This window comes from Paenibacillus agilis, assembly GCF_007786455.1.
GTDB classification, from domain to species: Bacteria; Bacillota; Bacilli; order Paenibacillales; family Paenibacillaceae; genus Paenibacillus_B; species Paenibacillus_B agilis.
Genome location: NZ_VNJK01000004.1, coordinates 281135 through 300535 on the forward strand (window position 1 = coordinate 281135; position 19401 = coordinate 300535).

A 19401-nucleotide genomic window follows, 5' to 3' on the forward strand; every position below is an offset into this window, starting at 1 on the left:
GGGTCAAATGTTATTTGGCTCGGACCTCTATGTGCATGATCAAGGTAACGAAACGGTATTACGATGAGAAGGTGTTAACTCTGTTTAAGCTATTAGGTAATAAGCGATTGTTTATTTTGATGCTCGGACTTATTTTATTTATTGCATTAATGGGCTTTTCCTTGGGAAGTAGAGGGAAGCTGACGTGGGCGGAGAAGTTTGTTCACGATACGTCGTCATTTGTGCAGCAGTTGTTCTATAGACCTACTGCCGCCGTATCTGCTTTTTTTGAAAATGTGAGCAATTTAAGTGAAACCTATGAAGAGAACGAACGCTTGAAGGTTGCCAATGCTCACTATATTCGTGATAAAGCCGAATACAACCGTGTAAAGGCGGATAATGAACGTTACAAGAAGCTATTAGAGTTTACAGAGCATCAGAAGGCTCAAAATCGTCCGTACGAATACCGAATTGCCCAAGTGACAGGACTTAATGTTGCCGATCCTTTTAATCAATCGTTGAATATTAATTTGGGCAGCAAAAATGGTGTCCAAAAGGGCATGCCTGTTATCGCAGTTGAAGGTGTTGTGGGTATTATCAGCCATGTTTCTGAGTTCTCGTCCTCTGTACAATTGCTAACGAATATCGATGAGAAATCAAGAGCAATTGCGGTAACCGTGCAGGGTAAGGAAAATAAGTCTTTCGGTATGATTGAGTCTTATGATCATAGCAATAATACGTTTCTTATGACACGTATAGAGGAAAACGATCCTTTGGAAGAAGGAGATGTCATCGTTTCTTCAGGACTTGGCGGCAAATTCCCAGCTGGACTTATTATCGGTAAGGTAATAAAACGTCAGGTTGGAGATATCGGATTAACACATACGGCTACAATTGAACCAGCAGCTACGTATCAGGACTGGCGTGAACTGTTTGTTGTTATTCCACCGAATACGGGGAATAGCAGTCAGGAGAATGGACAATGAATCGAAATTGGATGATTCTATTTCTGTTAATCCTATTCTTCATAGAAGGATCGGTGGTTCCGCATCTCATACCAGATGGCTGGTATGGACGTATCGCTGTCCAGTTCGTATTTGTGGCTGTGCTGTTTCACGGTGTGTATGCTCATCGACATACGGCGCTCTTAATGGGACTTGGCTTTGGATTATTGCATGACATTGTTTATTATGGTCAGATGATTGGACCGCATTCCTTTACGATGGGGCTGTTAGGTTATTTGGCTGGGTATGTATTCAATGTCCGTCATAAGACGATGGTCATGATGCTGTTCGTTGTTCTTATAGGGAGCTTCTTATATCAAACGATTATTTATGGTATATACACGCTATTTAGCCTGAGTCATTTCACCTACCAGCAAGCGTTGCTGGACTATATTATTCCAAGCATGTTTGTGCAGCTTATATTTGCACTTATCGTTTATATACCGTTGCGAAAATGGTTCGACATGATTCAAGGCAACAATAAGAAAGAATCGGAAGAAGCATAGAGAGCCGTCTCGGACACTAGCTCTGGGGCGGCTTTAGCCCTTTATATTGGGGAGTATGCTAATCGCAATATGCGATGGCGATTAGAGGTTTTTACTTGGTCATGCAGGACTTCTCTCGTTCATCACGAAATAGAATCTTGTTGGGAGGGACGAACGATGACGGCCAAGTCACTAATAACGATTAAAGGCGTAAAAGACGGTCTCGTGTTCCTGCTTGACGATCAATGTGAATTCATAGACTTGTTGCGTGATTTGCGTGACAAGCTTGAGCATACACCTCATTTCTTCAACGGACCTATTGTGTATGTCGATGTCAAGCTGGGGGCTCGCTCGATCACAGAAGAGCAAAAGTCAGAAATATTGGACATATTGAAAATGAAGGGGAATTTGCTCATTCGCTCCTTGCAATCAGATGACAAAGTAGAGAAGCAGCCTGATTATCAGGTACATACTGTGACTGGCATCGTTAGATCAGGTCAAGTGCTCCGTCATCAAGGCAATCTATTATTTCTAGGCGATGTGAATCCCGGGGGAATGATTATATGTACTGGGGACATTTACGTGTGCGGCGCTCTCCGTGGTACTGTACATGCGGGGGCAGAAGGCGATCATAATGCGATTATAACCGCATCTTTGTTTTCGCCTACGCAGCTTCGTATTGCTGATGTCATTAGCCGTCCTCCAGATGAGTGGGGTGTGACGCAGACGCAAATGGAAGTCGCTTATGTAGATAATGGACAAATGCAAATTGACAAAATCACCAATCTTCAGCGAATTCGACAGGACCTCAAAATGTTCAAAGGAGTGTAGTTGCATGGGAGAGGCAATTGTCGTTACATCAGGTAAAGGGGGCGTTGGCAAGACGACGACGTCTGCCAATCTTGGAACTGCCCTGGCGCTGTTAGGGAAAAAAGTATGTATGGTCGATACCGATATCGGTCTTCGCAATTTAGATGTTGTGATGGGGCTTGAAAATCGGATCATTTATGATATTTGTGATGTGGCTGAAGGACGTTGCCGCTTGAACCAAGCTCTTGTAAAAGACAAGCGCTTTGAAGAGTTGTACATGCTGCCAGCTGCTCAAACGAAAGACAAACATGCAGTATCTCCTGAGCAAATTAAAGATATTATTTTGGAGTTAAAGAAAGACTTCGAATATATTATTATCGATTGTCCTGCAGGCATAGAGCAAGGCTTCAAAAATGCGATCGCAGGTGCAGATCGTGCAATCGTTGTCACGACACCTGAAAATGCGGCTGTGAGAGATGCGGATCGTATTATCGGCCTGTTGGAGAGTGCGAGCTTGTCTGCGCCACGTCTTGTTGTAAACCGTATTCGTCCGAACATGGTTCGGAGCGGCGATATGCTCGATATTGAAGATATTTTGCAAGTGTTGAATATCGAACTCATTGGAATCGTTCCTGATGATGAGCATGTCATCAAGGCAGCGAACATGGGAGAGCCGACGGTCATGAATCCGGATTCCAAAGCGTCGTTGGCGTATCGCAATATAGCTCGTCGAATTCTCGGTGATACGGTGCCGTTAATGCCGATGGATCAGAAAAAAAGCGTGTTGACCCGTATGAAGAAGTTTCTTGGAATGGGATGATTGACTGTTGTTGAATAAACTGAAGCGCATTGACTGGATGATTGTTGCTATATTGGGTGTTTTTGCGGTAATAAGTCCTTTTATTGTATACAGCTCCACTGTGGGAACGAAGTTCGAACCAGCTAATTTTGAAATAAAGACGATCGTATTCTATATTATCGGATTCGTAGTTATGCTTGCCGTTACTCTATTTGATTATCGCCTGCTGCTCAAGGGTTGGATGATTTGGATGGTTATCACTGTTCTCCTCCTTATAGGTCTTTACTTTTTTGCCGATGTTACCATGGGTGCTAAAGGATGGTATAAATTTGGGGGATTATCATTCCAACCAGCTGAATTAGCCAAAATTGTATTGATTCTCTCTTTGGCGCAGTTGCTAGGTAAACGTGAAGGTGAGCCGCTCGCATTTATTAAAGACCTACTTCCGATTGCATGTGTGATGATCATTCCATTTGGCCTTATTGTAGCTCAGCCTGATTTAGGAAATGCGATGATATTGATCGTTATCTTTATCGGAATGCTATGGATTGGCGGCATGAAGTATCGACATATGTTCGTTGGAACGGCAATTGTTGGTGCGATTATCGCGATCGTAGTTATGCTGTTTACGCAATTTGGCCCGCAAGTAGAAAGTTTCTTTAAAGATACACTCGGTCAAAATCACTGGTATGAACGTATTAATACGTTTATCAATCCAGAGTCAGCGAGTAAAGATGAATCCCATCAATCGAGATACGCATTGATTGCTATTGGCTCCGGCGGATTAACTGGCGATGGGTATTTACAAGGGGAATTGAAGAGTCGTAACTTTATTCCGCTTACCTATTCTGATGCTATTTTCGTCGTTATTGGTGAGGAATTTGGGTTTCAGGGCGGAGCCTTACTGTTACTGCTCTACTTCTTCCTCATCTATCGTATGATTCTCATTGCATTCCAATGTTATGATTTGAGGGGATCGTACATTATTATTGGTATCGTCTCGATGTTTGTATTCCAAATCTTCCAGAACATTGGAATGATGATTGGTTTAATGCCGATCACGGGAATTACGCTGCCGTTCATTAGTTACGGCGGTACGTCGCTCATTTTGAATATGGTTTGTATTGGCCTGGTGTTGAGTGTACGGATTCATCAAGAAAAATACCAACTAGATGAATAAAAATCGGTTCATAATGACTGCATAAGTCATATTTATTTATCCACCTCGTAGTTCTAATTAAGGAAGCGTCATGATTCCTGATTAGGCAGCGAGGTGTTTTTTTATGTTGCAATAGCTTCTAACTTTGTATTGTTGCAAGGGCTTGTTCATATCGATATCCTGTCTGTCATACATATGTAGCATATGAATAATTTGAGTGGGGAAGGGATACGGATGAAGGATGATATTCGTCGCCGCCGAGAAGCGCGCATTAAGGAACTGACACTTCGGGATATTCAGGGCCATAAAATGAGCGGAGATACGCAGGAGCCGCCTCCTCCGTCCGTGATTGCACAACCATCTTATTACAATTACAGTAGTCCTGCACAGGACAGAGGGGCATTGGCTGTTGAGTACAATGAGCGTGACCCGGAGCAAGTATGGAGAGACGCTAAGCAAGTATGGGCAGGCCGCTATGGTTGGAAAGACAGTGATCCAACAAACGGTTCCTCCACATTTAGGAGAATGTTTTTCATACAGCTCGGCTGCACCATTTTGCTATGTGTGGCAGTGACAGGCATTATGAAGTGGAAAGTTCCTTTTTTAGACAGTACAAGGAACTATGTAGCTTCGGCCATGTCGCAGAATATGGATTTCCAATCAATAGCAGTGTGGGTGGAAGCAACATTTGGTGGTTCACCGGCGTTTATACCTATATGGAAAGATCACGCACCGGCAGCTAAAGAAGCTCAAGCTAAACTTGGCTTTCAAATACCTATGGCGGGAAATGTTGTACAGCCATTTGCTCTTAGTTTGCAAGGTGTTGAATTGAGGGCGGAAGAAGGCGGCGCAAGTGTAGCAAGCGCAGCTGTGGGGCGAGTGATACGAGTTATTGAAGATCCAAAGGCAGGGGCTTCGATCATTATTCAGCATGCTAATCAATATACGTCTTACTATGAACGGTTGGAAGAATGCTATGTGAAGAAAGATGATTGGGTAGAGGCAGGTCAGGATATTGGCCGAATGCCGAATGCGACTTCTTCAGGCACGATTCCAGGGTTGTTTTTTGCGCTTAAGAAAGATGGGGGATTCGTGGATCCCGCGGAAGTGATGAGCTTTGATTAGGTGGAGGGGAACGACTTATTCCTTGCACCCATTGCTGATCATGCTGCTGGTCCTTTCGGCAATCACTGGTCATTTGTTGGAGTTGATAACGCTAGTTATTATTGTGGCGGTTCACGAAGCAGGGCATGTCATAGCAGCTAAATGCTTTGGTTGGACTATTATAGACGTGAAGCTGCTGCCTTTTGGTGGAGTGGCTGAGACGGAGGATGGAGCATTGTCGCCTTCATGGCAAGAAATCATTGTCGCAGCGGCGGGACCGTTACAAAATGTTTTCATGATCGGGTTGTCACTATTGTTTCAATATATGGGATGGTGGAGTGAGGCTTGGTCTAATTATTTTATTGAGGCTAACCTTATTATTGGCGGCTTCAATTTGCTTCCAATCCCACCGCTTGATGGTGGTCGCATTATGCAAGCATTATGCGCATATGGACTTAGTTATCATTTTACACTCCGGTTAGGAGCTTGGGTTGGCATTGTAGGAAGTTCCTTGCTCGGCTTATTTGCGTTACTACCTTTGTTAAAGCACTCGGCAATTAATATGAATTTGCTGGTGCTTGGATTATTTCTATTGTGGACAAACATTATGGAATGCAGGCATATTCCGTATCGTTTTTTTCGTTTTCTTGTTCATCGAGCCAGACGACTTCGTGAATGGGAAATGCGATCACATATAGGAAGGCCTATAGTAGCATCATCAGAACGTGGGCTCGTTGATATTATGCAGCGCTTTCGTAGAAATAGCTATCATATGATATACGTGATTGATGAGCATGGCCGTATTCAACGAGTGATACCAGAGCAGCAGTTAATAGATGCTTTTTTTCAACATTGGCAGGACGATTCACTGTCAAAGTAAGTTGGCGCGCAATTAGTATGCAATGAGTCAATGAGTAACTCTGGATTTAAAAATGTGAAGATCCGTTTAGACGGGAACTTGCAAGAGAATAGTCAAAAATAGGGGTACGTTTAAATGAAAGTATATATTTTTGTAGATCGACTAATCAACCTACATGTTCATCGTTTCTCGCTTCATGTTACAATAAGAGGTGACGCGCTTGAGTAGAGGTGAAGCTATGAAACGAATGATCGTTCACTGTGGGGAACAGTCAACTCAGATGGCATTGCTTGAAGATGGACGTCTGGTAGAGTTTGCAGTAGAACGTGCAGCGAGTGTCAGGCTCGTCGGGAGCTTTTACAAAGGCCGTGTTGTTAATGTTCTTCCGGGTATGCAGGCAGCTTTTATAGATATTGGACAGAAGAAGAACGCCTTTTTATATGTCGATGATTGTTTGCATCCGCATTTAGAGAAGCAGCCGAAGCAGAAGCCTCCTATAACGAGTTTGCTGCGTGTGGGGCAAGAATTAATTGTACAAGTGATGAAAGAGCCTTTTGGTGGAAAGGGTGCTCGTGTTACGACGCATTATTCTTTGCCGGGGCGCCACTTGGTATTTATGCCGCAAGCAGACTATATTGGTGTATCGAAGAAGATTGAGCGAGAATCAGAACGTAATCGACTGAAACAGCTTGCTGAAGCGATTCGAGCCAATGAAGAAGGTATTATTATTCGAACTGTAGCGCAAGGGGAAACGGTTGAAAGTCTTGCTCAAGATATGGGGACGTTACGTCAACAATGGAAAGCGGTCGAACAAGCTGCTCTTGCTGTAAGCGCACCAGCTCTTCTCCATCAAGATGTATCGATGGCTGAACGGATGATACGGGACGCGTTCACTCACAATGTGGATGAACTTGTTATCGATGATCGAAAGCAAGCAGAGTTAATGAAGTCATACGTATGTACGTTTGATGCTGAATTGGTTGAACGTGTAATTGTCTATCAAGACCGCGAACCGATTTTTCGTAGATTCCATATCGAAGGTCAGCTCGATAAGACGTTTCAACGGAAAACATGGCTGCAAAGCGGCGGGTACCTTGTATGGGATCAAACAGAGGCCTTGACAGTTGTGGATGTGAATACCGGTAAATATACGGGTACGAGTGATCTCGAAGATACCGTATTCTTCACAAATATGGAGGCGGCAGAAGAAATTGCGCGTCTGATTCGGTTAAGGGATATCGGCGGCATTATTATCGTTGACTTTATTGATATGGATTCGGATGATCATCGTAAGAGTGTACTTGAGCAATTGGAGCGAACGATACGGAAGGATCGTACCAAATGTCTGGTCGTTGGTTGGACCAAGTTGGGATTGCTTGAGATTACTCGCAAAAAAGTGAGAGAGCAAGTAATGAGTCGGTTATATACTTCTTGCCCGACTTGTGATGGGACAGGCAAGCGGGTTCCGGAATTGCAGCAGTTGTGACTAGTGATTGGCATAGATTTATATATGTAATCGCACGTTGATTTTTGAGAAAGCATGTGTTAAAATCATCAGGTATGTGTCTAGTATTCTTTTCTGCACACATGCTGTAACCGCGCGGAACAGGTCATAAGCATGGATTTAATCCATCACCTGGCTACAGGCGAGTCTGAGACATGAGGAGGTGCAACACAATGTACGCAATTATCGAAACAGGTGGTAAGCAGTACAAAGTTCAACAAGGTGATGTTCTTTACATTGAGAAGTTGAACGCTGCTGAAGGTGAGAGCTTCACATTCGACCGTGTATTGGCAGTATCTAACGAGGGTGGCCTCGTAACAGGTGCTCCATTGGTAGAAGGTGCTGCTGTTACGGCTAAAGTTGAGAAGCATGGAAAAGGCGCGAAAATTATCGTGTACAAGTACAAAGCTAAGAAAAACTACCGTCGTAAGCAAGGTCACCGTCAACCTTACACTAAGGTGACAATCGAAAGCATCAAAGCATAAGAGGTGTAGCGAATGATTCGCGTCACCATTTACCGGAATTCTGAAGGGCTCATCGAGCGTTTCGCCATTAAGGGACATGCCAATTATGCTCCTCACGGAGAAGATATTGTATGTGCTGGCGTATCTGCGGTTTCGATCGGAGTAGTCAATGCTATTGAAGCATTGACGGGCGTTGAGTTGGAGTGCCAGATGAAGGATGGTTTCCTGAACGGCTCTGTGCCGGTTCTGAATGACTCTCATCGTTCGGAGCAAGTTCAATTGCTCTTGGAGTCGATGGTTGTCAGTCTGAATACGATGGAAGATTCATACGGTTCGTATATTCAGATAAAAGAAAATAATTCAAAAAGGAGGTAGACAACATGTTGAAATTAAACCTTCAGTTATTCGCATCCAAGAAGGGTGTAGGTTCCACGAAGAATGGTCGTGATTCCCAATCCAAACGTCTTGGTGTTAAGCGTGCCGATGGTCAAACTGTTACAGGTGGTAGCATCTTGGTGCGCCAACGTGGAACAAAGATTCATCCAGGCAACAACGTTGGTATTGGTAAAGACGACACGCTCTTCGCTAAAATCGAAGGCGTTGTTAAGTTCGAACGTTGGGGTCGTGACCGCAAGAAAGTGAGCGTCTACCCAGTTAACGTTGCACCAGTTGCAGCTGCTGTGGAAGTGTAATAGACGTCATGTGAAACCCTCGGCTTAGGCCGAGGGTTTTTTGATTCATTTCTTGCCTTCTTTCGCGTTTGTTCGACTGGAATCGCTTTGGACGACTTTCTGAACTCATGCTATACTATGGGGTGGGAGTGAGCATTTATTTGGGAATGGAGCGAGGGTGAACGATGAGGGGAAGCCGACTTTGGGTGTTTGCGTGCAGTGCTTGTGCATTCATTTGCGCAGTGGTATTGGCATGGGGACCTTTATATTTGCCGTGGCGTATATTCGCTGTCATACTACTCATCCTAAGTTTAGCGGCAGGTTGTATTATATTGCTTCGCGAACAGCGACATCAACATGAGCGCGCTATTCATATGGCTCATCAATCTGCGCTTGAATTAATGAATCATCAGCGACATGATTGGATGAATGAACTGCAATTGCTTTATGGATATGTTCGACTGAATCGAATGGAACAGCTCCGTTTATGTGTTGAGGGCATTAAGAGTAAAATGATCGAAGAAGGACGTATTGCTAAACTAGGCATTCCGGAATTGACATTATTCTTGCTTCATGTCCGTGTATCAGGGCATGCGATGCCTGTGTATGTACATCTTCCAAGACAGATTGACTTGACCGAAATCGGGTTGTTGATGGAAGGACGAGCACTAACGGATATGATTAAAGAGGGAGTTCAAGTCATGCGCTTAGCGCCAAAGGCGAGTGCAGATGTGGCAGCTCCGCTTCAATTTATAATAGATATTCGTTCAGATAATGCGCTTGGCATTCGATTCCTATATGAAGGACAGCTGCTTCAACCGGACGATGTGAGAACTCAACTTGACAGGCTGGCAGCTGAGCATGGCGTGCGGCTGGAGCAGGTGCCCGCGAACGAGCTACAAGCTGGTGCTTCTATATATGAATGGATTGTACCATGTAAGGTAAGGGACTAGAGAGGTGAAACTTCATGTTTGTAGATAAGGCTAAAATATATGTAAAAGGCGGAGACGGCGGGGATGGTCTCGTGGCGTTTCGTCGTGAAAAGTATGTACCAAATGGAGGGCCGGCAGGTGGAGATGGCGGACGCGGTGGCGACGTTATTTTCCGTGTTGATGAGGGTTTGCGTACGTTGGTAGACTTCCGCTATCAGAAGCACTTCAAAGCTCCTCGTGGAATTAAAGGGCGTAATAAAAGTCAGCATGGTGCAAATGCAGAGCACATGATCGTACGCGTTCCTCCTGGAACTGTTGTTGTAGATGATGATACTCAGGAAGTAATAGCAGATTTGACCCGTCATGGGCAGCAAGTTGTTGTTGCGAAGGGCGGACGTGGTGGTCGTGGTAATACGCGCTTCGCTACTCCGACAAATCCTGCGCCTGAGCTTGCTGAGAATGGTGAAGAAGGAAAAGAACGTTGGGTGGTCCTTGAGCTTAAAGTAATGGCAGATGTAGGTCTCGTTGGTTTCCCGAGTGTGGGTAAATCGACATTGCTGTCGGTTGTTACTTCTGCTAAGCCGAAGATTGGTGCTTATCACTTTACAACGATTACACCGAACCTAGGCTTAGTTAATATGGGTGATGGCCAGAGCTTTGTTATGGCGGATTTGCCAGGTCTTATTGAAGGGGCGCACACAGGTGTTGGACTTGGTCATGAATTCCTACGTCACGTTGAACGTACACGTGTTATTGTTCATGTGGTAGATATGGCGGGGACAGAGGGTCGTGACCCATTCGAGGATTGGGTTAAGATCAATGATGAGCTGAAGCTGTACAACGAGAAGTTGGCAGAAAGACCGCAAATTGTTGCTGCCAATAAAATGGACATGCCGGAGGCGAAGGAGTACTTGGATTCCTTCCGTACACAATTAGCAGAAGTAAGGCCGGATATCGAAATTTTGCCTATCTCTTCTCTGACGAGAGAAGGTATTCAAGATTTGATGTTTAAAGCAATTCAAGTGCTGGATTCGTTGCCAGATGAAATCGAAGTGGAAGAAGTTGCTCAAGTTGAAGAGCGCAAAATCTATCGCTTTGATAAAAAAGGTGATGAGCCGCAATTCACAATTCGTCGTGAAAATGAAACGTACGTTGTCGAGAGTGAAGCGATTGAGCGCATGATGAAACGTATGCAAATGAACACGCACGATGCGATTTTGCGTTTTGCAAACACGCTGCGTAAAATGGGCGTTGATGATGCGCTTCGTAAGCGCGGAGCAAAAGACGGCACTATTATACGTATCGCTGATTTCGAGTTTGAGTTTGTTGAAGGCAGCAGTTACTACTAAGAATAAACAAGAGTCGTATGGCGTTATTGCGTCATACGACTTTTTTATGTTCATCTATTTTCTCAAGTAAGAAAATTTTGAGATTTATGCGTGGGACATCATGTATAATAAGATTCAACTTTTGACATGAACCTATTGTTTTTGCGGCGCTTATTCGCTATAATGTCCTCTATAGTTAAACAATAGTCTCTATATGGAGGACGGTTATGGCAGAACGATATTATTTAGTTCGTGAGGATATACTGCCTGAAGCAGTAGTGAAAACCGTGAGGGCGAAACAATTGCTAGCGGCTGGGGAAGTAAAAACGGTACATGAAGCGGCGGAGCGAGTTGATTTGAGTCGCAGTGCTTTCTATAAATATAAAGATGGTATTTTTCCGTTGAATCAATTGGAGCGTGAGCGGATTGTCACGGTTTCATTGGATTTAGAAGATCGTGCAGGAATTCTATCTAAAGTGCTCGGCTCGGTTGCTACATTTGAGGGGAATGTACTTACCATTCACCAGACGATACCGCTGCAAGGTATGGCTAACGTAGTATTGTCAATTGAAACGGCGTTAATTGCTGAAAATTTTGGACAGATGATGGATACGCTTCGAGATATACCGGGAGTGAAGCGAGTCGTTCTTATCGGTCAAGGTTAGGTAACTAGGAATATAGCTGCGCACATAAGAAGGGGAGGAACAAAGATGAAACCAATACAGGTAGGCTTATTAGGGTTAGGGACGGTTGGAACTGGTGTTGTAAGAATTATAGAAGGGCATCAGGAAGATTTGATGAGTCAGGTTGGTTCTCCCATTCAAGTTCGTAAAGTACTCGTAAAGGATATGCATAAGCAACGTCATTTAAATATCGATCCGGCGCTTATGACTGAAGATGCTTCTGAGGTTGTGTATGATCCGGAGATCGATGTTGTTGTTGAAGTCATGGGAGGGATTGAGCCTACGAAGCAGCTCATTCTCGATGCTTTGGCACAAGGTAAGCATGTTGTAACTGCAAACAAGGATTTGATGGCTCTTCATGGGCCAGAAATTTTAGAACAAGCACGTGCTAACAATTGCGATGTATTTTACGAGGCGAGTGTAGCAGGTGGTATTCCAATTATCCGCACATTAATGGAAGGCTTCTCTTCCGATCGTATTAAGAAGATTATGGGTATCGTGAATGGGACTACAAATTATATCCTAACGAAGATGAGCCAAGAGGGCGCAGCTTATCAAGATGTACTAAAAGAAGCGCAAACGCTAGGTTATGCGGAATCTGACCCGACTTCAGATGTAGAAGGATTGGATGCTGCTCGCAAGATGGCGATTCTTGCTACGCTAGGATTCCATACGACGATAGGTCTTGAGGATGTGGAAGTGAAAGGCATATCCAGTATTTCTAAAGAGGATATTGCCTATGCGAAGCGGCTTGGCTACGAAATGAAGCTGCTAGGTATTGCAGAGAGGCAAGATGATCAAATTAGCGTTGTTGTGCAGCCTACGATGGTGAAGACTTCACATCCGCTTGCTTCTGTTAATGGAGTGTTTAACGCGGTGTATGTGTATGGTGAAGCTGTTGGGGAAACGATGTTCTACGGTCCAGGTGCGGGCGAGATGCCTACTGCTACTTCTGTTGTAGCTGACTTGGTAGCAGTTGTGAAAAACCTGCGCATCGGTGTCAATGGCAAGCAAGGTCACCATGCTTATCGTACTAAGAAGCTCAAGACAGACGACCAGATTCATTATAAAAACTTTATTCTTTTAGATGTTCATGATCGTGCAGGGGTGTTGGCGAGAATTACGCAAGTGTTCGCAGAATTCGGTGTAAGCTTAGAATCTGTTGTGCAGCAGCCTAATCCGAACAATCCTGATGCTGAAATTATCATTATTACACATGAAGCAAGCCAAGCAAGCATGAGAAAAGTACTGGATCATTTTATGAGCTTGGATGTTATAAAGGAAATTAAGAGTGCATATCGCGTAGAGGGTTAAACATTCATTCCAGCGTAAGGAATAGAGATGGAGGAGAGAACGATGAGATATATGGGACTGTTGGAAACGTATAAAGCATATCTTCCGGTTGGGGAAGCGACTCCGATGATTACACTTCATGAGGGAAACACACCTTTGATTCGGGCGGAAAAACTGTCAGAACAGCTTGGCTTGAATTTGTATTTTAAATATGAAGGCTTAAATCCTACGGGTTCTTTTAAAGATCGTGGTATGGTTATGGCTGTTGCTAAAGCGATGGAAGAAGGCAGTCGTACAATCATGTGCGCCTCCACAGGCAATACTTCTGCGGCAGCGGCTGCTTATGCGGCACGTGGCGGTTTGAATTGTATCGTTCTTATTCCTAATAATAATATTGCGCTTGGTAAGATGGCTCAAGCGATGATATATGGTGCAAAGGTTATTGCGATAGAAGGAAACTTCGATCGTGCATTGGAAATTGTCCGTGAAATTACAGCTAAGCATCCTATTACGCTAGTGAATTCTGTTAACCCTTATCGCATCGAGGGTCAGAAGACTGCTGCTTTTGAAGTATGTGAGCAGCTTGGGGCGGCTCCGGATTACTTGGCGATTCCTGTAGGCAACGCGGGGAATATCTCTGCCTATTGGAAAGGTTTTAAGCAATATTATGAGGCTGGAAAAGTAGATAAGCTGCCGAAAATGATTGGTTTTGAGGCTGAGGGGGCAATGGCGATCGTGAAGGGCGAGCCGATTCTAGAGCCTGAGACCGTTGCGACTGCTATCCGTATCGGTAATCCTGCAAGTTGGAAAACGGCAGTTGAAGCTTCTCAACAATCAGAAGGTCAGATTAACTATGTAACGGATGAGCAGATTTTGTCCGCTTATCAATTGCTTGCTGCGTCAGAAGGTGTATTTGCAGAGCCGGCTTCTGCTGCTTCTTTGGCTGGAGTTATTAAATTGCATCAGGAAGGATATTTCCAAGGCGGAGAGTCTGTCGTTTGTGTGCTAACAGGGAATGGTCTGAAAGATCCGAATATTGCGATTAAAACGGCTGCTGTCGAGCCGCTTGTTGTTCCTGATACGGAAGAGGCGGTTATGGACGCGATTCGTAAGCTAGAAGGGTGAATAACAGATGATGCAGCAAAATGGTGTATTAGTAAAAGTTCCTGCAAGTACGGCAAATTTGGGGCCGGGCTTTGATACATTAGGAATGGCTCTTTCCTTATATACTTGGATTGGTATGAAGCCTGCTGAAAGTACTACTGTACGTATGTATGGTCCTGAATTAGGCGGTTTACCAGCAGATGAAACGAATCTTATCGTGCAAGTGGCAAAGCGGGTATTTATTGAAGCGGGAGTGGAATTTTGTCCACTAGAAATGGATGTATATAGTGAAATTCCTTTAACAAGAGGTCTTGGAAGCAGTGCTTCTGCGATTGTAGGTGCGCTCGTAGCAGCTAATGCATTATTGAATTACCCATTGTCTAATCAACAATTATTTGATATGGCATCTGCTTGGGAACGTCATCCGGATAATGTTGGTGCATCCTTATTCGGTGGAATCGTCGTAGCATCCTGGGATGGGAAGCAGGCGAGACATGTGAGGTTGGAGCCTCATAGCAGCTTGGGTACGGTCGTGGCGATACCGAAGTTTCAGCTGGAAACGAAGGCTGCCCGCGGGGTGTTGCCTGAGCAGGTATCAATGGCGGATGCAGTACATAATGTGAGTCATTCTTCGTTGGTCGTTGCTGCTTTATCGACGGGGCAATTCGAATTGTTGTATGATGCAATGCAGGATCGACTTCATCAGCCGTATCGTATGTCTTTAGTGCCTGGGATGGCACGGATATTGGAGGGAGCTCGCAAGTACGGTGCGTATGGTGTTGCATTAAGTGGTGCGGGTCCAACGATATTGGCACTTGTTAATATGTTGCAAGACAACGGTGAATTAATTACTTTTATGAAAGACACGTTACAACAATATGGTGTTGAGGCAGATGTGTTCTTGCTAGAACCTAGCTCAGTTGGTGCGGTATGCTTAGAAGGATCGGCTGATGATATTCATAGATTAATCCCTGAGAAATATCGGTCTGATCTAGCCGCAGAAGTATAGGTACTTGAATGTAAAGGAGTAAGTGAAGTATGGCTCGTATTGCTTTATTGCCGCAAGGTTCCGTGTCTCATGAAGCTGCAGTTCATTTGCTTGGTGATCATCATCAATACCATCATTTTAAGCTTATTTCTGAAGTGTTTATGGCCGTCGTGAACAAAGAGGCTGACTACGCTGTTATTCCAATTGAGAATACGATAGAGGGTTCTGTCAATTTGCATCTGGATTGGATCGTTCATGAGGTGGATCTACCGTTTCAAGCGGAATGGGTTTATCCGTCAATTCAACATCTAATAGGACGAGGTGTTGAGGGAACAGAAGATTATTCTTCTATTAAAAAGGTGTTATCACATCCTGTTGCGATGGCGCAGTGTCAACAATTTTTGCGAAAACACTTACCTCAAGTAGTTCAAGAGCATGTCAGCAGTACTTCGGAGGCGGTGCGGCTTGTAAAAGAGCACCCTGAGGAGAAATGGGCGGCAATCGGTACTCGGCTTGGTGCGCAAACATTTGGCTTAAATGTACTTGCCAGTGAGGTCATGGACCATCATAATAATTATACAAGGTTTATTCTGCTGGGGTCTCACCCGATTGAGCTTGCGGAAACGACGACACATAAGACGACGATCTTAGTGACTTTGCCAGAGGATTTCCCTGGTGCCCTGCATCAGGTGCTGTCGGCATTCGCTTGGAGACGAATCAACTTATCTCGAATCGAATCACGTCCGACCAAGCTTCAGCTAGGAAATTACTATTTTTATATCGATTTGCAAATGGCTCTAGATTCAGTGCTGCTTCCTTCTGCTTTTGCAGAAATTGAAGCGCTTGGCTGTCAAGTTCGCATCTTAGGTACATATCCAACCTATGCGTATTCAACCAGTCAAAGAGAAGAGCCTCATCATTCGGAGGTGTAAGCATGACGCAGTGGATTTATTTAGACGGCGAATTTGTTACTAAAGAAGAAGCAAAAGTATCGGTATACGACCATGGATTCTTATATGGTGATGGTATATTTGAAGGTATCCGCATTTATGACGGAAATATTTTTAAATGCCATGAGCATTTAGTTCGTTTGTACGACTCTGCCAAGTCAATTATGTTGAACATTCCGCTTACAATTGAAGAAATGCAGGATGCTTTGGTAGAAACAATCCGCCGCAACGGGTTGCGTGACGGATATATTCGTCTTGTAGTATCTCGTGGAGCGGGCAATCTTGGATTAGATCCGAATCGCTGCCCAAAAGCGAGCGTTATTATTATCGTTGAGCAACTGGCTATTTATCCAGAAGAAGCATATAAAAACGGTTTGCGCGCGGTATCCGTAGCAGAACGCCGCAACATTCCGGATGCATTGAATCCGAAGATTAAGTCTTTGAACTACTTGAACAATATTCTAGTTAAGATCAAAGCAAACCTGGCTGACGTAGGCGAAGCGATCATGCTTAATGCACAAGGCTATGTAACAGAAGGTTCCGGAGATAACATCTTCATTATAAAAAAAGGAGTAGTATATACTCCGCCTTGTTACTTGGGTGCCCTTGAGGGAATTACACGTAATGCGATAATCGATATTTGTAAGGAGCAAGGCTTCACTGTGAAGGAAGAGCCGTTCTCCATGCATGATGTTTATGTCGCCGATGAAGTATTCTTTACAGGGACTGCTGCGGAAGTTATTGCGGCACGCGAGATCGATGGACGTATTGTCGGTAATGGTCAAGCTGGGCCAATCACACTGCAGTTGTTGGACAAGTTCCGTCAAATCGTATCGCAGGATGGCGTTAAAGTATACGAATCTTAATCGTTTAAGAAGCTTTCTCCGAAGAGGGGAGGGCTTCTTTTTTTTCTTAATATAAGCTCTGTGGTTGTGTTGTGAATTGTTTATTATGAAGATTATGTGTTGGATTGAAAAAAATGATGTCAAATGCCCAGCTCCTGCATAGGATGTATAAATGACTACGCGGGCGATTGTCCCGTGTTACGAGGATGATTCCCTTTAGGAGGTACCGCGCGTGAAAATTCATATTATTAAAAAGGGCGAAACTTTGTACGCTCTCTCCAAAAAATACGGGGTATCTTTGGATCAATTAATAGCCCTTAATCCACAATTAGCTGATCCAAATCAGGTTCAAGTTGGTATGAAGATTAGAGTCCCTTCTACTCCTGTTTCTACTGGAGGCTACGAAATTGTCCATAAGCATGTCGTTAAAGAAGGGGACACACTGTGGAAGTTGGCGAAAGCTTGGGGATTACCACTTCAAGCGTTAATTGCTGCGAATCCACAACTGACAAATCCGAATGTGCTGCTTATTGGGCAAGTTGTGAATATTCCTAAATTAAATGTTAATGAATCGGGTGGGCCGAGTACGAGTGCAGGCTGGGGGGCGAATGCAGCCAATACCGGTGTTGTACCTCTTTCCAAAGCGGAGCTGACAAAGCCGATATCACCGCAACCACCAGTACAACCGCCCATACAGCCACCTGTACAACCACCTATCCAGCCGGAGACTAAACTGCAGCCTCAAGCGAAACAGCCGGCACCGCTACCATCTCAACCACAAGCACAAGCCAAACCTCCAATACAATCCCAGTCTCAACCAAAGCCAAAGCCGCAGTTGCAACCACAATTTAAGCCGCAAGCAGAACAGTTAATAGCTCCGGCTCCATTACCGAATCCACCATCCGTTAAACCTGCAACAGGCAATGTTAGTCCTGTTAAGCCTACATTAAAAGGCGAGGCGCCGAATTTCGCACCTTTACCGGCGAGTTATGAAAATTTTTCGGCAAACCTGCCTAATGTAGAACCATATGCGAATTCTTTTGTTCCTAATTATGTAGGGCAATCTCAAAGCAATGTACAATGGCAGTCTCAAGATGTTGGCGGAACACAATCTACTTCGCCGCCTAATGTATATCCGAACGTGCCTCAATATGAAGGGTTCTGTTCAACGGATATATCACCATATTCAAATTTTTGTAATCCTTATCCTGTTCATCCTTTTGGTGGTCATTGCAATCCTTGTGCATATCCGTCATATGGTACAGCTTCAATACCATTTATGCCTTATCAGACCTACACGGATGGAGCCAATCCAATCTGGGGTAGTGAGAATGTAGTTTATTCCGAAAATGCGAACTATGGTCCGGCTTCAGTATCCCCAGGTGCTAATGCGAATTATGGTCCGACTGCTGTTTCGCCAGATGTTAACGCGAATTATGGTCCGGCTTCGGTATCCCCAGGTGCTAATGCGAATTATAGTCCGACGTCTGCTTCGCCAGTGCCTAATGCAAACTATGGTCCAACTTCTGTGCCTCAGGAAGTTAATGCAAATTATGGTCCATCGTTTGTGTGGTCGACACCGAATCAGAGCATTTCTCCAAGTGGTGTCGGTGAAATGTGGGATAAAAATGTAAACGAACAGGCTGTAAATGCTGAGGCATATGGATTCCTGCAAGCGAATTACAGTAATATGCCATATGCAGCTCAGGAATATGGAGCTTATGGTGCTTCTCCTTATGGGGATTATAGTGTGTTTTGTCATCAATGCGGATCTCCTTATAGAATGAATCATCCTGCACCGGATAGCAGTTGGTTGTCTCAGTGGGGAGATGTAAGTTCAGGTGCTGGAAACGAATTTGAATTAGAACAGAAGTCCGATGGTGGTCAGGCTGATCCAAGTGACAGCGTCTCTGCAAGTAAGGGAAAGAAGAAGACTAAAGAGCAGCGTAAAAATGTAAGTGCGCGTAACTATAAAGAATATGATTCTTATACGCAGGCTAGTGCACGGCAAAAGGGAAAAAGTATGCCGTGGATTAACGGCTAATACAAGTATATTGAAATAAGCTGCGATATCGCATATATGCGAAATTTCGTGGCTTTTTTTTCCTGTTGTCAAAGTTGTGCAGGCATGATATATTTTATTTCCGCCACCGAGAGGTACGGATGAGACAAACTTTGAAGGAAAGTGAATTGCAGCTGAGTTTAAAATGAAGCTCAAAAAACTTTTTAAAAAAAGTGTTGACTCGAAAGAAATAACATGATATATTATAAGAGTTGCCACTGAGAAACACGGCAAACGAGAGCGAAAGAAAACGAGTCGAAAGATGAGTGATCTGAGCCGAATTGTTCTTTGAAAACTGAACAACGAGTGAAACGTTTGATATAAGAAATTCAGCAATGAATTTCGTCAGCATTACAAATGAGCAAGTCAAACACTTTT

Annotated in this window: 20 protein-coding genes and 1 other annotated feature; all 20 genes read left to right on the plus strand. The window is 44.1% G+C overall.

Annotated features, from left to right (window positions below):
* Positions 1-35: 35 nt before the first annotated feature.
* The 20 genes from mreC (at position 36) to FPZ44_RS22605 (ending at position 19005) form a co-directional block, all read left to right on the plus strand.
* The gene (mreC, locus tag FPZ44_RS22510; protein WP_186786192.1) at positions 36-965 is read left to right on the plus strand and encodes a rod shape-determining protein MreC; all 930 of its coding nucleotides are present in this window, start codon (positions 36-38) and stop codon (positions 963-965) included.
* Complete coding sequence (gene mreD / locus FPZ44_RS22515) at positions 962-1489, plus strand: rod shape-determining protein MreD (RefSeq protein ID WP_144994162.1); 528 nt, start codon at positions 962-964, stop codon at positions 1487-1489. The genes mreC and mreD overlap by 4 nt, the downstream gene beginning before the upstream one ends.
* Positions 1490-1645: 156 nt before the next feature.
* Positions 1646-2299: a septum site-determining protein MinC gene (gene minC, locus FPZ44_RS22520; protein ID WP_144994164.1), complete on the plus strand. Its 654-nt coding sequence runs from the start codon at positions 1646-1648 to the stop codon at positions 2297-2299.
* A 4-nt stretch (positions 2300-2303) separates the two neighbouring features.
* Positions 2304-3098 carry a septum site-determining protein MinD gene (minD, locus tag FPZ44_RS22525; RefSeq protein WP_028595250.1) on the plus strand — a complete coding sequence of 265 codons (795 nt, stop codon included), beginning with the start codon at positions 2304-2306 and terminating at the stop codon, positions 3096-3098.
* A gap of 7 nt (positions 3099-3105) precedes the next feature.
* On the plus strand, positions 3106-4257 hold the full coding sequence (locus FPZ44_RS22530) for an FtsW/RodA/SpoVE family cell cycle protein (protein WP_144994166.1): 1152 nt from the start codon (positions 3106-3108) through the stop codon (positions 4255-4257).
* A gap of 213 nt (positions 4258-4470) precedes the next feature.
* A complete protein-coding gene (locus tag FPZ44_RS22535) occupies positions 4471-5361 on the plus strand; it encodes a M23 family metallopeptidase (RefSeq protein WP_186786193.1) in 891 nt (296 codons plus the stop codon).
* Between the two features lie 22 nt (positions 5362-5383).
* Positions 5384-6220, plus strand: coding sequence for a M50 family metallopeptidase (locus tag FPZ44_RS22540; RefSeq protein WP_261378490.1), 837 nt, complete (start codon positions 5384-5386; stop codon positions 6218-6220).
* Positions 6221-6437: 217 nt separating this feature from the next.
* Positions 6438-7685 (plus strand): Rne/Rng family ribonuclease, encoded by a 1248-nt coding sequence (locus FPZ44_RS22545; RefSeq protein WP_144994254.1) that lies wholly within the window; start codon positions 6438-6440, stop codon positions 7683-7685.
* A 98-nt stretch (positions 7686-7783) separates the two neighbouring features.
* Positions 7784-7863 (plus strand) — a sequence feature (ribosomal protein L21 leader region).
* A 13-nt stretch (positions 7864-7876) separates the two neighbouring features.
* The gene (gene rplU / locus FPZ44_RS22550; protein ID WP_144994172.1) at positions 7877-8188 is read left to right on the plus strand and encodes a 50S ribosomal protein L21; all 312 of its coding nucleotides are present in this window, start codon (positions 7877-7879) and stop codon (positions 8186-8188) included.
* Between the two features lie 12 nt (positions 8189-8200).
* Positions 8201-8542: a ribosomal-processing cysteine protease Prp gene (locus FPZ44_RS22555; RefSeq protein ID WP_144994174.1), complete on the plus strand. Its 342-nt coding sequence runs from the start codon at positions 8201-8203 to the stop codon at positions 8540-8542.
* A 5-nt stretch (positions 8543-8547) separates the two neighbouring features.
* Positions 8548-8859 (plus strand): 50S ribosomal protein L27, encoded by a 312-nt coding sequence (rpmA, locus tag FPZ44_RS22560; protein ID WP_144994176.1) that lies wholly within the window; start codon positions 8548-8550, stop codon positions 8857-8859.
* Between the two features lie 164 nt (positions 8860-9023).
* Entirely contained in the window at positions 9024-9791 is a 768-nt protein-coding gene (locus tag FPZ44_RS22565) for a Spo0B domain-containing protein (RefSeq protein ID WP_144994178.1), read from the plus strand.
* Between the two features lie 14 nt (positions 9792-9805).
* Positions 9806-11119 carry a GTPase ObgE gene (gene obgE / locus FPZ44_RS22570; protein WP_144994180.1) on the plus strand — a complete coding sequence of 438 codons (1314 nt, stop codon included), beginning with the start codon at positions 9806-9808 and terminating at the stop codon, positions 11117-11119.
* A 206-nt stretch (positions 11120-11325) separates the two neighbouring features.
* Positions 11326-11763, plus strand: coding sequence for an ACT domain-containing protein (locus FPZ44_RS22575; protein ID WP_028595260.1), 438 nt, complete (start codon positions 11326-11328; stop codon positions 11761-11763).
* A gap of 45 nt (positions 11764-11808) precedes the next feature.
* Positions 11809-13095 carry a homoserine dehydrogenase gene (locus FPZ44_RS22580; RefSeq protein WP_144994182.1) on the plus strand — a complete coding sequence of 429 codons (1287 nt, stop codon included), beginning with the start codon at positions 11809-11811 and terminating at the stop codon, positions 13093-13095.
* 42 nt (positions 13096-13137) lie between these two features.
* Positions 13138-14199 (plus strand): threonine synthase, encoded by a 1062-nt coding sequence (gene thrC, locus FPZ44_RS22585; RefSeq protein ID WP_144994184.1) that lies wholly within the window; start codon positions 13138-13140, stop codon positions 14197-14199.
* Between the two features lie 7 nt (positions 14200-14206).
* Entirely contained in the window at positions 14207-15187 is a 981-nt protein-coding gene (thrB, locus tag FPZ44_RS22590; protein ID WP_144994186.1) for a homoserine kinase, read from the plus strand.
* Between the two features lie 29 nt (positions 15188-15216).
* Positions 15217-16098, plus strand: coding sequence for a prephenate dehydratase (pheA, locus tag FPZ44_RS22595; protein WP_144994188.1), 882 nt, complete (start codon positions 15217-15219; stop codon positions 16096-16098).
* A 2-nt stretch (positions 16099-16100) separates the two neighbouring features.
* On the plus strand, positions 16101-16982 hold the full coding sequence (ilvE, locus tag FPZ44_RS22600; RefSeq protein WP_144994190.1) for a branched-chain-amino-acid transaminase: 882 nt from the start codon (positions 16101-16103) through the stop codon (positions 16980-16982).
* Between the two features lie 211 nt (positions 16983-17193).
* A complete protein-coding gene (locus tag FPZ44_RS22605; RefSeq protein ID WP_144994192.1) occupies positions 17194-19005 on the plus strand; it encodes a LysM peptidoglycan-binding domain-containing protein in 1812 nt (603 codons plus the stop codon).
* The last annotated feature ends 396 nt before the right edge of the window (positions 19006-19401 follow it).

What these genes read in the sequence shown, in the direction of transcription:
- mreC (WP_186786192.1), top strand. Translation starts at nt 36, where the DNA reads ATGATCAAGGTAACGAAACGGTATTACGATGAGAAGGTGTTAACTCTG.
- mreD (WP_144994162.1), top strand. Translation starts at nt 962, where the DNA reads ATGAATCGAAATTGGATGATTCTATTTCTGTTAATCCTATTCTTCATA.
- minC (WP_144994164.1), top strand. Translation starts at nt 1,646, where the DNA reads ATGACGGCCAAGTCACTAATAACGATTAAAGGCGTAAAAGACGGTCTC.
- minD (WP_028595250.1), top strand. Translation starts at nt 2,304, where the DNA reads ATGGGAGAGGCAATTGTCGTTACATCAGGTAAAGGGGGCGTTGGCAAG.
- FPZ44_RS22535 (WP_186786193.1), top strand. Translation starts at nt 4,471, where the DNA reads ATGAAGGATGATATTCGTCGCCGCCGAGAAGCGCGCATTAAGGAACTG.
- FPZ44_RS22545 (WP_144994254.1), top strand. Translation starts at nt 6,438, where the DNA reads ATGAAACGAATGATCGTTCACTGTGGGGAACAGTCAACTCAGATGGCA.
- rplU (WP_144994172.1), top strand. Translation starts at nt 7,877, where the DNA reads ATGTACGCAATTATCGAAACAGGTGGTAAGCAGTACAAAGTTCAACAA.
- FPZ44_RS22555 (WP_144994174.1), top strand. Translation starts at nt 8,201, where the DNA reads ATGATTCGCGTCACCATTTACCGGAATTCTGAAGGGCTCATCGAGCGT.
- rpmA (WP_144994176.1), top strand. Translation starts at nt 8,548, where the DNA reads ATGTTGAAATTAAACCTTCAGTTATTCGCATCCAAGAAGGGTGTAGGT.
- FPZ44_RS22565 (WP_144994178.1), top strand. Translation starts at nt 9,024, where the DNA reads ATGAGGGGAAGCCGACTTTGGGTGTTTGCGTGCAGTGCTTGTGCATTC.
- obgE (WP_144994180.1), top strand. Translation starts at nt 9,806, where the DNA reads ATGTTTGTAGATAAGGCTAAAATATATGTAAAAGGCGGAGACGGCGGG.
- FPZ44_RS22575 (WP_028595260.1), top strand. Translation starts at nt 11,326, where the DNA reads ATGGCAGAACGATATTATTTAGTTCGTGAGGATATACTGCCTGAAGCA.
- FPZ44_RS22580 (WP_144994182.1), top strand. Translation starts at nt 11,809, where the DNA reads ATGAAACCAATACAGGTAGGCTTATTAGGGTTAGGGACGGTTGGAACT.
- thrC (WP_144994184.1), top strand. Translation starts at nt 13,138, where the DNA reads ATGAGATATATGGGACTGTTGGAAACGTATAAAGCATATCTTCCGGTT.
- thrB (WP_144994186.1), top strand. Translation starts at nt 14,207, where the DNA reads ATGATGCAGCAAAATGGTGTATTAGTAAAAGTTCCTGCAAGTACGGCA.
- pheA (WP_144994188.1), top strand. Translation starts at nt 15,217, where the DNA reads ATGGCTCGTATTGCTTTATTGCCGCAAGGTTCCGTGTCTCATGAAGCT.
- ilvE (WP_144994190.1), top strand. Translation starts at nt 16,101, where the DNA reads ATGACGCAGTGGATTTATTTAGACGGCGAATTTGTTACTAAAGAAGAA.